This window comes from Rhodococcus sp. NPDC055112 (assembly GCF_053607505.1).
Map to the genome: position 1 here is coordinate 1 of NZ_JBSGTR010000069.1, position 12,758 is coordinate 12,758.

At 69.4% G+C, this 12,758-nt stretch carries 11 protein-coding genes; 1 reads left to right on the plus strand and 10 read right to left on the minus strand.

From position 1 onward, the window contains the following. Window positions 1-35: 35 nt before the first annotated feature. From ACWFRB_RS23010 to ACWFRB_RS23055, 10 genes are all read right to left on the minus strand, one after another. On the minus strand, window positions 36-1,256 hold the full coding sequence (locus ACWFRB_RS23010) for an ABC transporter substrate-binding protein (protein ID WP_452643558.1): 1,221 nt from the start codon (window positions 1,254-1,256) through the stop codon (window positions 36-38). 145 nt (window positions 1,257-1,401) lie between these two features. Then, window positions 1,402-2,238, minus strand: a complete 837-nt coding sequence (locus tag ACWFRB_RS23015; protein WP_452643559.1) for an alpha/beta hydrolase — start codon at window positions 2,236-2,238, stop codon at window positions 1,402-1,404. Window positions 2,239-2,284: 46 nt separating this feature from the next. Then, a complete protein-coding gene (locus tag ACWFRB_RS23020) occupies window positions 2,285-4,243 on the minus strand; it encodes an acetoacetate--CoA ligase (RefSeq protein ID WP_452643560.1) in 1,959 nt (652 codons plus the stop codon). Window positions 4,244-4,258: 15 nt separating this feature from the next. After that, window positions 4,259-4,606 (minus strand): carboxymuconolactone decarboxylase family protein, encoded by a 348-nt coding sequence (locus ACWFRB_RS23025; protein ID WP_452643580.1) that lies wholly within the window; start codon window positions 4,604-4,606, stop codon window positions 4,259-4,261. A gap of 59 nt (window positions 4,607-4,665) precedes the next feature. Beyond that, entirely contained in the window at window positions 4,666-5,862 is a 1,197-nt protein-coding gene (locus tag ACWFRB_RS23030; protein ID WP_452643561.1) for an acetyl-CoA C-acetyltransferase, read from the minus strand. 59 nt (window positions 5,863-5,921) lie between these two features. Further along, complete coding sequence (locus ACWFRB_RS23035; protein ID WP_378405704.1) at window positions 5,922-6,758, minus strand: HpcH/HpaI aldolase/citrate lyase family protein; 837 nt, start codon at window positions 6,756-6,758, stop codon at window positions 5,922-5,924. After that, window positions 6,755-7,243, minus strand: coding sequence for a MaoC family dehydratase (locus ACWFRB_RS23040; RefSeq protein ID WP_452643562.1), 489 nt, complete (start codon window positions 7,241-7,243; stop codon window positions 6,755-6,757). Before ACWFRB_RS23040 ends, ACWFRB_RS23035 begins: the two co-directional genes overlap by 4 nt. Further along, a complete protein-coding gene (locus ACWFRB_RS23045; protein ID WP_452643563.1) occupies window positions 7,240-8,403 on the minus strand; it encodes an acyl-CoA dehydrogenase family protein in 1,164 nt (387 codons plus the stop codon). Before ACWFRB_RS23045 ends, ACWFRB_RS23040 begins: the two co-directional genes overlap by 4 nt. Continuing rightward, entirely contained in the window at window positions 8,400-10,445 is a 2,046-nt protein-coding gene (locus tag ACWFRB_RS23050) for an acetyl/propionyl/methylcrotonyl-CoA carboxylase subunit alpha (protein WP_452643564.1), read from the minus strand. Before ACWFRB_RS23050 ends, ACWFRB_RS23045 begins: the two co-directional genes overlap by 4 nt. A 5-nt stretch (window positions 10,446-10,450) precedes the next feature. Continuing rightward, on the minus strand, window positions 10,451-12,028 hold the full coding sequence (locus ACWFRB_RS23055) for a carboxyl transferase domain-containing protein (protein WP_452643565.1): 1,578 nt from the start codon (window positions 12,026-12,028) through the stop codon (window positions 10,451-10,453). A gap of 116 nt (window positions 12,029-12,144) precedes the next feature. Between ACWFRB_RS23055 and ACWFRB_RS23060 the strand changes: the two genes are divergently transcribed. After that, window positions 12,145-12,744, plus strand: coding sequence for an SACE_7040 family transcriptional regulator (locus tag ACWFRB_RS23060; RefSeq protein WP_452643566.1), 600 nt, complete (start codon window positions 12,145-12,147; stop codon window positions 12,742-12,744). Window positions 12,745-12,758 lie beyond the last annotated feature (14 nt).

A 12,758-nucleotide genomic window follows, 5' to 3' on the forward strand; every position in this document is an offset into this window, starting at 1 on the left:
GTCCCGGCGTCACCGCCGGGACCGCGCCGACCGAACTACTGACCGCGCAGGTCGTACTGCTTGGGATCGGTGATCACCGTGTCACCGTCGAACTTCATCCGGTACATCATCGAGTTCGACACCCGCTGGAAGATCCCGAACGGCTCGACCGCGCCCGGGGTCCATGCCGGCACCAGGCCCAGCATGTCCAGGTCCTTGGCGGTTTCGAAACCCTGCATCACGGTGTTGGGGTTGACGGAACCGAGCCCCTCGGCCACCTGGCTGAACGCGCGGACCGAGAGCCACGAGAACAGTTCCGTACCAGCGAGATTCTCCCTTTCCAGGCCCTGCTCACCGGAGGCCTCCATGTCCGCGAGGAACGGCTCGAGTCCTGGGAAGTCCTCGGTGCTCGACGACGGCGCCGGGATCGGGCTGGTGTACACCGCGGTGGTGGCGAACGCACCCAGATTCTGCAGGTCCGCCTGGGTGAACGAGGTGGCGGCGTTGCCGAAGCTCAGCTTGGACCCGAGCTGATCAAATGACTCGGCGATCTGGTTGGACTCGTTGGCGGTCAGGGCCATGATCACGCCCTGTGCGTCGTTGCGTTCGGCCGCGACGACGAACTGGGTGTAATCGGTGGCACCGGCGCCGACCGCGACCTCGTTGACGATCTCGGCGCCCTTGGCCTGCACCGCAGGCCCGAGCAACTGGATGAGCATCGCCGCGACCGGGACGTCGGGGCGCATCAGCGAGAGCTTGGTCTTGCCCTCGGCGACAAGGGTGTCCACGAGCCCGTACAGCGTCAGCAGCGAGCCGGAGAACGGGGTGAACACGTTGGGCGCGGTGAAGTCGGCAATGTTCATCGGGTTCAGGCCGATTCGCGGGATCCCCGCGGTCTGGAGGATCTGCGACACCGATTCCGCCGAGGTGGGCGTGAAGTCCGCGAGGGTGGCGACGACCCCCTCCGAGACCATCTTGTTCGCGCAGTCGACTTCCTTGTTGGGATCACCCGTCGAGTCGCACTGGATCAGTTCGAGCGGGCGGCCGCCGACACCGCCGCGGGAGTTCAGCGCGTCGATGGAGGCGGTCATGCCTGCGGCCTGGGTGGCGACGGACAGTCCGGCGGACTCGATGGGAACGATCTGCCCCACCTTGATCGGCTGACCGGTCGCGGCGCCTTCCGTCGATTCCGCGCCGCTGTCGCCGCTACAGCCGGCTACGACGAGGCTGACTGCGGCGAGCGAGGCGAGTGCGGGGGCGAGTCTCTTCAGTTTCACAGTGCGTCCTTCGAGGTAGGCAGCGAGTTGGCGGAAGCGTATGGGAATGCGCGACGCAATTTCGGCGGAACGGGGATTTTCGTTGCACCCTGCGACGAATTCCGTCCAGCCCGGTTCCCGCTCCGCGGTCACCGAATCGGGCGCGTCACGGCCCGACCGCCCGCATGGCCAGTTCCACGAGGGCCCCGACCACCTCCGCGCCACCGACCAGTTCGGCGTCGTTGTGCCCGGCCCCCGGCACGACAACCCGCACGACGGGTCCGGCGGCGCATTCGGCGACCAGCTCACTGTGGTCGGGCGGGACGATCGTGTCGGCGGTGCCGTAGACGACGGTCGTCGGCGCATCGATCCGCGCGACGGACTCCGCCACCGGGAAGTTGTCCCACAGCAGGAGCCGGACCGGCAGAAACGGGTAGTGCCGTTGACCGAGAGTGGCCAGGTCGACGAACGGCGAGCGCAACATCAGGCCGGCCGGTCGGTGCTCCGTCGCGAGCTCGGCGACGACGCCCGTCCCCAGGCTCTCGCCGAAATACAGGAGCCGCTCCTGCGGCACCGCCCTCTCGTCGACGAGGTGGCGACGGGCGGCCCGGACATCGAGGGCCAGTCCGTCTTCGCTTGGCCGCCCTGGGTTGCCGCCGTACCCGCGGTAGTCGAAGAGCAGCGTCCCGAACCCTGCCCGGGCCAGCGCGCGGGCAAGGGGCGCACGATCGGCCCTGTTCCCCGCATTGCCATTCGCGACGAGAACGGTCACGCCACGATCGGTGGCGGTAGGCGGCACGTACCAGGCGCCGAGCCGGAGACCGTCGGACGTGGTCAACCAGACGTCCTCGGCGCCGTCGATCACGTGCGCCGCCTGCCCCGGCGCGGCGCCGCCGGGGAGGTAGATCAGCCGACGCTGACACACCCACAGAGCGACCAGCAGCGCGGCGACCACGGCCACCGCGACCAGCGCGGTCCGCACGACCCACCAACCAGGGGCCATGCCCCCAGTCTCCCCGCTCTTGGCGAGCCGCACACCCGCCGCGGGGTCAGCGCTTCTGCTGGAGGTACCAGTCGATGAGCTCGGGGGCGTCGATCGCACTCCGGTCGAGGATCCGGTCCGCGTCGGCACCCTGGAACATCCGCTTGATCGGCACCTCGAGCTTCTTGCCGGTGCGGGTGTGCGGGACACCGGGCGCCGCGATGATCTCGTCGGGGACGTGCCGCGGCGACGCCTGCTCGCGGATCGTCGACTTGATCCGGTCCTCGAGCGCACCGTCGAGCACGGCCCCGTCCGCGAGCACCACGAACAGCGGCATCCAGTACCCGCCGTCCGGCTGCTCGGCCCCGATGACGAGCGCCTCGGTGATCTCGGGCAGGCGTTCGACGGCCTGGTAGATGTCGGCGCTGCCCATCCGGATCCCGTTGCGGTTGAGGGTCGAGTCCGAGCGGCCGTGCATCAGCACGCTCCCCCGCTCGGTGATGGTGATCCAGTCGCCGTGCCGCCACACTCCGGGGAAGTCGTCGAAGTACGCGTCGTGGTAACGCTTTCCGTCGGGGTCGTTCCAGAATCGGATCGGCATGGACGGCATCGGCTGGGTGATGACCAGTTCCCCGACATCCCCACGGATGGGCACGCCGCCCTCGTCGTAGGCCTCGAGCGCGACCCCGAGGAAGGGCGCGGACAGTTCGCCCGGCCAGACCGGGACGGTGCGCGCGCCGCCGATGAATGCGGAGACCACGTCCGTGCCGCCCGTGATGGAAGCCACTGGCACACCGACGTTCTCGGCGATCCACAGCGAGGACGACGCAGGCAGGGTCGATCCGGTGATCCCCACCGTGCGCAGCGCGCTCAGGTCGTGGTCGCGACGCGGGACCACGCCCGCCTTCGCGCAGGCGAGCACGTAACCCGGACTGGTGCCGAGCACGGTGGCCCGGTGCCGCGCGGTGAGTGCCCACAGCGAATCGACGTCCGGGTAGCCGGGGTTGCCGTCGAAGCAGACGATGGTTGCGCCGACCAGCAGTCCGGCAACCTGGAAGTTCCACATCATCCAGCTCGGGCTGGTGTACCAGAAGAAGGTGTCCTCGGGCCCGATGTCCATCTGCAGGGCAACCGATTTCAGGTGCTCGAGGATCACACCCCCGTGCCCGTGCACGATCCCCTTCGGCAGGCCGGTGGTGCCGGAGGAGAACACCACCCAGAGCGGATGGTCGAAGTCGACGTCCACCGGTTCGAGCGGCGCCTCGCCCGCGGTCGCCGCCGCCCACGACACGACACCCTCGGTCTCACCGGCCTCGGAGTCGACGGCCGCACCGAGCCGCCGCACCAGCACGGTAGTCGTCAGGCTCGGCATCCCTGCCCGCAGTTCCGCGATCGAGTCGCGGCGGTCGTGCTGCTTGCCGCCGAAGCGGTAGCCGTCCGCGGCGATGAGCACCGACGGTTCGAGCTGGCCAAGCCGGTCGAGGGCGGCCGGGACCGAGTAGTCCTGGCCGCAGGCCGCCCAGACCGCGCCGAGGCTCGCCGTCGCGAGGAAGGCCACGACGGTCTCCGGGATGTTCGGCAGGTAACCGACCACCCGGTCGCCGGGACCGACGCCATTCGCCCGCAGGGTCGCGGCGAGCGCACCCGCCTGCCTGCGCAGCTCCGCCCAGGACACGGTGACGTCCTCGGAGGCCGTCTCACCGGAGTAGACGATGGCAGGCCGGTCCGAACGCTCGTTGCGCAGCACCTGGTCCACGTAGTTGAGCCGGACCCCGGGGAACCACACCGCACCGGGCATCCGGTCCTGCGCGAGCACCTCGCCGACCGGTGTCGCGGACCTGAGCCCGAAGTAGTCCCAGACCGACCGCCAGAAATCGTCGAGATGCTCGACCGACCATCGCCACAGCGAGTGGTAGTCGGGCAGGGACACCGAGCGCTCCCGCTCCACCCACGAGGCGAAGTCGGTGATCCGGGCGTTCCGCACGTCGTCGCGTGTCGGTTCCCACTGCGGCTGAAGCGATTCCATGCGGTTCGTCCTCTCTCAGTCAGTCTGTTTCGGGCCCAGGTCCTCGGTGAGGACCTCCTGCACCACGCGCATCGCGGCGAGCGCGGCAGGCGCGCCGCAGTACCCGCTGGTGTGGATGATCGTCTCGGTGATCTCCTCGCGGCTCAGGCCGTTCCTGAGTGCCCCGCGGACGTGTCCACGCAGCTCCGATTCCGCGCGCAGCGCCGTCAGCATGCCCAGGTTCAGCAGGCTGCGGTCCCGCCGACTCAGACCGTCGCGGGTCCAGACCGAACCCCACACCGTCTCGGTGATGTGCCGCTGGATCGCCTCACTGTCGGTGCCGAGGTCGCGGGTCAGCGCGCGGTCGACGAAGTCGTCGCCCATCACCTCACGCCGGACGGCGAGGCCGGCGTCGAACCGGCCGTCGCCCTCGCCCTCGCCTGTCACTTCTTCGGGACCCGGATGATCAGGGCGTCACCCTGACCGCCGCCGCCACACAGCGCGGCCGCGCCGACGCCACCGCCGCGGCGCTGCAGTTCCAGCGCCAGGTGCAGGGCGATCCGCGCGCCGGAAATGCCGAGCGGATGTCCGACGGCGATCGCACCGCCGTTCACGTTGACCTTGGCCGGGTCGAGGCCGAGCTCCCGCGTGGACGCGATGCCGACGGCCGCGAAGGCCTCGTTGATCTCGACGAGGTCGAGATCGGTTGGCGCGATGCCCTCCTTCGCACAGGCCTTCGCGATCGCGCGGGCGGGCTGCGACTGCAGGGTGGAGTCCGGGCCTGCGACGACGCCGTGGGCGCCGATCTCGGCGATCCAGCTCAGGCCCAGCTCCTCCGCCTTGGCCTTGCTCATCACGACCACCGCGGCGGCGCCGTCGGAGATCGGCGAGGCCGAGCCCGCGGTGATGGTGCCGACCTTGCTGAAGGCCGGGCGCAGCGTGCTCAGGGACTCGACGGTGGTGTCGGCGCGGATGCCCTCGTCCTCGGCGAAGACGATCGGGTCGCCCTTGCGCTGCGGGATCTCCACCGGCACGACCTCGTTGTCGAACAGGCCGTTCTTCCAGGCGCGGGCGGCGTTCTGGTGCGAGGCGGCCGCGAACGCGTCCTGCTCCTCGCGCGTGATGTGGCTGGCCTCCTGCTGGTTGACCTGCTCGGTCAGCAGCCCCATCGCCTGGTCGGTGAAGATGTCGTGCAGGCCGTCGTACGCCATGTGGTCACGCAGGGTGACGTCGCCGTACTTGAAGCCCTCGCGGCTCTTCTCGAGCATGTGCGGCGCGCGGCTCATCGACTCCTGGCCGCCCGCGACCACGATGTCGAACTCGCCCGCGCGGATCAGCTGGTCGGCGAGCGCGATGGCGTCGACGCCGGACAGGCACACCTTGTTGATGGACAGGGCAGGCACGTCCATGGGGATGCCTGCGGCAACGGCGGCCTGGCGGGCGGGCATCTGACCGGCGCCCGCGGTGAGCACCTGGCCCATGATCACGTACTCGACACTCTCGGGCGCGACGCCCGCCTTCTCCAGCGCGCCCTTGATGGCGACGCCACCGAGATCGGATCCGGAAAAGCCCTTCAGCGAACCGAGGAGCCGCCCCATCGGGGTACGGGCTCCGGCGACGATGACAGTGGACTCGGACATCAGCTTGCTGTTCCCTTCACATTTCTCAGTGCCTTCAGATTTCTCGGCGACTGAACTGTTCACAACGATTCACTCCGGCGGACGATCGCCTCCGCGTGCCGAAGCACCGGCGCGTCCACCATCTTCCCCTCGAAGGCGAAGACCCCGCGCTCCTCGGACACCGCGGCGAGCACCCGGCGCGCCCAGGCGAGGTCCTCCGCGCTCGGTTCATAGGCGGCCCGGATCACCGCGACCTGACTCGGATGGATGGCCACCTTGGCGTCGAACCCGACCGCGACCGCGTCGAGGGATTCGGCGCGCAGGCCATCGAGGTCCTTGATGTCGAGATAGACCGAGTCCAGCGCGAACCGGCCGTGCGCCTTTGCCGCGAGCAGCGAACCGGAACGCACGTGCCTGGCCACATCGCGATAGGAGCCGTCGGTGTGGCGGCTGGCGTTCCCGCCGAGCGCCGCGACCAGGTCCTCCGCGCCCCACATCACCCCGATCGCATTCGCGACCTGTGCGGACTCGGCAACCGTCAGGGCGCCGAGCGGGGACTCGATCAGGGCGATCACCTCGCGCGGGGCGAGCGAGCGCACCTGTTCCGCCGACTCGCACTTGGGCAGCATCACCCTGGGGTAGCGGGTCTGCAGCAGCGCCTCCAGGTCGAGCGCCTGATCCTCGGTGCCTGCCGCGTTGATCCGCACCACGGTGCGCTCGGGGTCGAGCGGGGTGTCGATCAGCGCGCGACGAGCCGCCGCCTTGTCCGCGGGGGCGACGCCGTCCTCGAGGTCGAGGATGACGACGTCCGCGGCGGCCGCGGCCTTTGCGTAGCGCTCCGGCCGATCCGCCGGGCAGAAGAGCCAGGCCGGGCCGGGCGGTGCCCACCCCGAGGAGTGGCCGGAATTCGCTGTCATGACGGCCTCTTCCTGACCAGCGTCTTGCGCACCGCCGTCGCCACCACGTCGCCGTGCTGGTTCCGCGCGGTGTGCGCCAGGGTGATGATGCCCTCGCCGGGCCTGCTCTTCGACTCCCGCTTGTCGGTGATCACCGTCTCGGCGTACATGGTGTCGCCGTGGAAGAGCGGCTTGGGGAAGGAGATCTCGGAGAACCCGAGGTTCGCCACGATCGTCCCCTGGGTCAGCTGGGCGACCGACAGGCCGACCAGGGTGGACAGCGTGAACATCGAATTCACCAGCCGCTCGTTGAACGGCGGCAACTGCTCGCTGAAGGCGGCATCCAGGTGCAGCGCCTGGGTGTTCATCGTCAGCGTGGTGAACAGGACGTTGTCCGCCTCGGTGACGGTGCGACCGGGGCGGTGCTCGTAGACGACGTCGGTCTCGAACTCCTCGAACCAGAGCCCGCGCTGGACGACCCGCCTGGTGTCGTCGGGGGTGGTCACAGCCCCGCCTCGCGCGCGATCAGCATCAGCTGCACCTCAGTGGTGCCCTCGCCGATCTCGAGGATCTTGCTGTCCCGGTAGTGGCGGGCGACCGGGTACTCGTTCATGAAGCCGTAGCCGCCGAAGATCTGGGTGGCGTCGCGGGCGTTGTCCATCGCGGCCTCGCTGGCGATCAGCTTGGCGATGGAGGCCTGCTTCTTGAAGGGCTTGCCCGCCAGCATGAGTGCGGCCGCGTCGTAGTACGCGGTGCGGGCGACGTGCGCGCGCACCTCCATCCGCGCGATCTTGAAGGCGATGGCCTGGTTGGCACCGATCGGCTTGCCGAACGCCTCGCGCTCCTTGGCGTACTTGACCGACTCGTCCACGCAGCCCTGCGCCGCACCGACGCTCAGCGCCGCGATCGCAATCCGGCCCTCATCAAGGATGCGCAGGAAGTTCGCGTACCCACGCCCGCGCTCGCCCAGCAGGTTCTCCTGCGGCACCCGAACATCCTGGAAGGTCAGCGGGTGGGTGTCGGAGGCGTTCCAGCCGACCTTGTTGTACGCCGGCTCCGCGGTGAATCCCGGCGTGGAGGTCGGCACCAGGATGGTGGAGATCTCCTTCTTCCCGTTCTCCTTCTCACCAGTGACCGCGGTAACGGTGACCAGGCGGGTGATGTCGGTGCCGGAGTTGGTGATGAACTGCTTGTTGCCGTTGATGATCCAGTCGCCGCCGTCTTCCTTCGCGGTGGTCCTGGTGCCGCCTGCGTCGCTGCCCGCTCCCGGCTCGGTGAGGCCGAAGGCGGCCAGCGCCTTGCCGCTCGTGAGCTGCGGCAGCCACTCCTGCTTCTGCGCCTCGTTGCCGAAGCGGTAGATCGGCATCGCGCCGAGCGAGACGCCGGCTTCCAGGGTGATGGCCACCGACTGGTCGACCTTGCCGAGCTCCTCGAGGGCGAGGCACAGCGCGAAGTAGTCGCCGCCCTGTCCGCCGTACTCCTCGGAGAACGGCAGGCCGAACAGGCCCAGCTCGGCCATTCCCGCGACGACCTCGTACGGGAAGGTGTGGTTCGCGTCGTGCTCGGCGGCGACCGGCGCGACGACGGTCTGCGCGAAGTCGCGGACCGCCTTCGCGAGCTGCTGGTACTCGTCGGGCAGCGATCCGGAGGAGAGGTAATCGGTCATGACGCGGCGCCCTTCGTGGTCGTCTCTGCGAGTTCGGGTTGTCCTGAGCTATCTGATGTTTCGGGTGCGTGCGGGATCACGCGAGCGAGGATCTGGTCGACCTTCACCTGGTCGCCCGCCGCGACGAGCAGTTCGACGGTGCCGTCGATGGGAGAGGTCAGCGAGTGCTCCATCTTCATCGCCTCGACCACGACGACCGCCGTGCCCGCGGTGACGGTCGCGCCGTGCTCGACGCCGACCGCGATGACCGCACCCGGCATCGGGCTGGTGATCTCGGCCTCCCCCGCGTGCGCGTCACCCGTGCGGACGCTGACTTCCCGAACCTCGCGCAGGACCGCGGTCCCGTCGGTGCCCGAGAGCCAGATGTGACCGTCGTGGGCGGCCACCAGGTAGCTCGCCCGCAGACCGTCCACCACGACCGACAGCGTGGAACCGTCCAATGATGCGGTCATCCTTCGTGTTTCACCGTCCTCCATCGAAACCAGCGCGTCGCCGGGCGTGCCGACGATCCGCACGTGGTCGGTACGGGTAGGCGAGGCGAGGCGGATGCTGGTCGGCGCCGGGGTGCCGACCCGCCAGCCGGTCGGCCGCTCCCACAGGTCGGCCTCGGCGCCCTGCGGCCACCGCGTCAGCCACCGGTACGCGCCGGCGGCGATGAACTGCGCGTCCGAGGCGTCCGCCGCGACGTAGTCCACGAGCCTGCGGTCGAGCAGGCCGGTGTCGAGGCGGCCCGCGACGACGTCGGGGTCCGCGAGCAGGAACCGCGCGAAGTCGATGTTGGTGACCACGCCGAGCACCGCGGTGTCGGCGAGCGCCCGGTCGAGCTTGCGCAGCGCCCCGGCACGGTCGGCGGCGTGCGCGATGACCTTCGACAGCATCGGGTCGTAGTCGCTGCCGACCTCGGTGCCCGCCCGCAGGCCCGAATCGACCCGGATACCGGGGCCGGACGGCTCCACGACGTCGAGGACAAGTCCGCCCGTTGGCAGGAAGCCGCGGGCGGGGTCCTCGGCGTAGACGCGGGCCTCGATGGCGTGGCCGGTCATGGTGATCTCGTCCTGGGAGATGCCGAGCTTCTCGCCTGCGGCCACCCGGACCTGCCACTCGACCAGGTCGAGCCCGGTGACCATCTCGGTGACCGGGTGCTCCACCTGTAGGCGGGTGTTCATCTCCATGAAGAAGAACTCGTCGGGGCGGTCCGCGGAGACGATGAACTCCACGGTCCCCGCGCCGGTGTAGTCGACGCTCCGCGCGGTGTTGCAGGCCGCCTCGCCGATCCGGGCGCGGGTGGCCTCGTCGAGCAGCGGCGAGGGCGCCTCCTCGATGACCTTCTGGTGACGACGCTGCAGGCTGCACTCGCGCTCGCCGAGGTGCACGACGTTTCCGTGGGTGTCGGCGAGGATCTGCACCTCGATGTGCCGGGGGCGCAGCACGAACCGTTCCAGGAACAGGGTGTCGTCGCCGAAGGCGGAGGCGGCCTCGCGGCGCGCGCTCGCCAGCGCGTCGGCGAGCTTGTCCGGCTCCTCGACCAGGCGCATGCCCTTGCCGCCGCCACCCGCGGACGGCTTCACGAGCACCGGGTATCCGATGTCCTCGGCCGCGGCGATCAGCTCGGCGTCGGTCAGCCCTGGCCGGGCGATGCCCGGCACCACCGGGACATCGAACTCGGCCACCGCATTCTTGGCGGTGATCTTGTCGCCCATCACCTCGATGGCCCGTGCGGAGGGTCCGAGGAAGGCGATGCCTGCGTTCTCGAGGGCGGCTGCGAAGGCCGCGTTCTCGGAGAGGAATCCGTAGCCGGGGTGCACCGCCTGGGCGCCCGTCCGCTTTGCCGCGTCAACCACCTTTGCGATGTCGAGGTAGCTCTCGCGCGCCGCCGCGGGGCCGAGCAGGACCGCGGTGTCGGCCTCGCGCACGTGTCGCGCGCCCGCGTCCGCCTCGCTGTACACCGCCACCGAGCGGATGCCCATGGCACGCAGGGTGCGGATGACGCGGACCGCGATCTCGCCGCGGTTGGCGACGAGAACTGTGGAAAATTCAGTCATCTCACTCACATCCTGAAGACGCCGTAGGAGACCGGCTCGAGCGGCGCCTGAGCGCACGCTGAAAGTGCCAGTCCTAGAACAGTTCTGGTGTCCGCGGGGTCGATGATCCCATCGTCCCACAGTCGGGCGGTCGAATAGTAGGGGTTTCCCTGCGCCTCGTACTGCGCGCGGATCGGCGCCTTGAAGGACTCCTCGTCCTCGGCCGACCAGGGCTTGCCCGAGGCGTCGAGCTGATCGCTGCGGACGGTGGCCAGCACCGAGGCCGCCTGCTCGCCGCCCATCACCGAGATCCGCGCGTTCGGCCACATCCACAGGAACCGGGGCGAGTAGGCGCGTCCACACATCGAGTAGTTGCCTGCGCCGTAGGAGCCGCCGATCACCACGGTGAGCTTCGGGACGCGCGCGCACGCCACCGCGGTCACCATCTTGGCGCCGTGCTTGGCGATGCCGCCCGCCTCGTAGTCGCGGCCGACCATGAACCCGGCGATGTTCTGCAGGAACAACAGCGACACGCTGCGCTTGTCGCACAGCTCGATGAAGTGGGCGCCCTTCATCGCGGACTCCGCGAAGAGCACGCCGTTGTTGGCGACGATGCCGACCGGGTGCCCGTGGATGTGGGCGAAGCCGGTGACCAGGGTCTTGCCGTACTCGGCCTTGAACTCCTGGAACTCCCCTCCGTCCACGATCCGGGTGATCACCTCGTGCACGTCGTAGGGCGTGCGCGGGTCCGTCGGGACGACGTCGTAGAGCTCCTCCTGCGGCGCGGTCGGTTCGACCGTCGGGATCACGTCCCATGGCCGGTCCGTGCGCGGGCCGAAGGTCGCGACGATCCGGCGCACGATGCGCAGCGCGTCCTGATCGTCCTCGGCGAGGTGATCGGTGACGCCGGAGACCTTCGAGTGCAGATCACCGCCGCCCAGGTCCTCGGCCGTGACGACCTCACCGGTCGCGGCCTTCACCAGCGGCGGGCCACCGAGGAAGATGGTGCCCTGATTGCGGACGATGACGGCCTCGTCACTCATCGCGGGGACGTAGGCACCGCCCGCGGTGCAGGACCCCATCACCGCGGCGATCTGCGGGATGCCCTTGGCGCTCAGGTTGGCCTGGTTGAAGAAGATGCGGCCGAAGTGCTCGCGATCGGGGAAGACGTCGTCCTGGCGGGGCAGGAAGGCGCCGCCGGAGTCGACCAGATAGAGACACGGCAGGTTGTTCTGCAGCGCGATCTCCTGCGCGCGCAGGTGCTTCTTCACACTCATCGGGTAGTATGTGCCGCCCTTGACGGTGGCATCGTTGGCCACGATGACGCACTCGCGGCCGGAGACCCGGCCGATGCCTGCGATCACACCCGCGCCGGGGCACTCGTCGTCGTACATGCCGTTCGCGGCCAGCGGCGAGAACTCGAGGAACGGGCTGCCCGGGTCCAGCAGGGTGTCCACCCGCTCACGCGGAAGCAACTTGCCCCTGCTCACGTGGCGTTGTCGCGATTGCTCGCTGCCGCCGAGCGCAGCGGTCGCGAGCCGTTCGCGCAGCTCGGTCACCAGGCGTACGTGCTCGCCCCGGTTGCGCTCCCCGTCGATGGTCATGTCGTCGCCCTGTCTGCTCAGATCGGTTCGCGGTCAGTTAATTGCCAATAACCGAATCTAAGATAACTATGATTAACTGAGTTGTCCAGACCCACAGGTTGAAGGGAGGTGCCGACGTGACAACCGACGATTCGGTGCTGACCAAACGCGGCCGAGCGAAGGCCGATCGCCGTCGCCAGCTCCTGCAGGCCGCCGCCCGTCTGATCGCCGAACGTGGCTTCGCCGGGGTTCGCCTCGAGGACCTCGGATCCGCGGTCGGGATCAGCGGCCCCGCCGTGTACCGGCACTTCCCCAACAAGGAGGCGCTGCTGGTGGAGCTCCTGGTCGACATCAGCCGTCGCCTGCTCGAGGGCGGTATCGCCGTCGCCGACGCGGCCTCGACCCCGGACGAGGCGCTCGCGGGCCTGATCGAGTTCCACCTCGACTTCGCGCTCGGCGAGCCCGACCTCATCCGCGTGCAGGACCGCGATCTGGAGTCGCTGCCTGCGGCCGAGCGCAGGCAGGTCCGGCAGTTCCAGCGCCGCTACGTCGAGGTATGGGTCGAGATCCTCCGGAAGGTCGACGCGGAGCTCGCGGAGTCCGATGCCCGGATCAAGGCGCACGCGACGTTCGGCCTGATCAACTCCACCCCGCACAGCGTGAACCCGTCCGCCCCCGCCCACACCCGCGCGGTGCTGCGCGCGATGACGGCGGCGGCGCTCGCACCGGGGGTGTAGCTAGGGTTCCTGCC

Coding starts and splice junctions, on each gene's coding strand:
- ACWFRB_RS23055 (WP_452643565.1), bottom strand. CDS start 12,028: ATGACCATCGACGGGGAGCGCAACCGGGGCGAGCACGTACGCCTGGTG.
- ACWFRB_RS23025 (WP_452643580.1), bottom strand. CDS start 4,606: ATGGGCGACGACTTCGTCGACCGCGCGCTGACCCGCGACCTCGGCACC.
- ACWFRB_RS23035 (WP_378405704.1), bottom strand. CDS start 6,758: ATGACAGCGAATTCCGGCCACTCCTCGGGGTGGGCACCGCCCGGCCCG.
- ACWFRB_RS23020 (WP_452643560.1), bottom strand. CDS start 4,243: ATGGAATCGCTTCAGCCGCAGTGGGAACCGACACGCGACGACGTGCGG.
- ACWFRB_RS23045 (WP_452643563.1), bottom strand. CDS start 8,403: ATGACCGATTACCTCTCCTCCGGATCGCTGCCCGACGAGTACCAGCAG.
- ACWFRB_RS23015 (WP_452643559.1), bottom strand. CDS start 2,238: ATGGCCCCTGGTTGGTGGGTCGTGCGGACCGCGCTGGTCGCGGTGGCC.
- ACWFRB_RS23030 (WP_452643561.1), bottom strand. CDS start 5,862: ATGTCCGAGTCCACTGTCATCGTCGCCGGAGCCCGTACCCCGATGGGG.
- ACWFRB_RS23050 (WP_452643564.1), bottom strand. CDS start 10,445: ATGACTGAATTTTCCACAGTTCTCGTCGCCAACCGCGGCGAGATCGCG.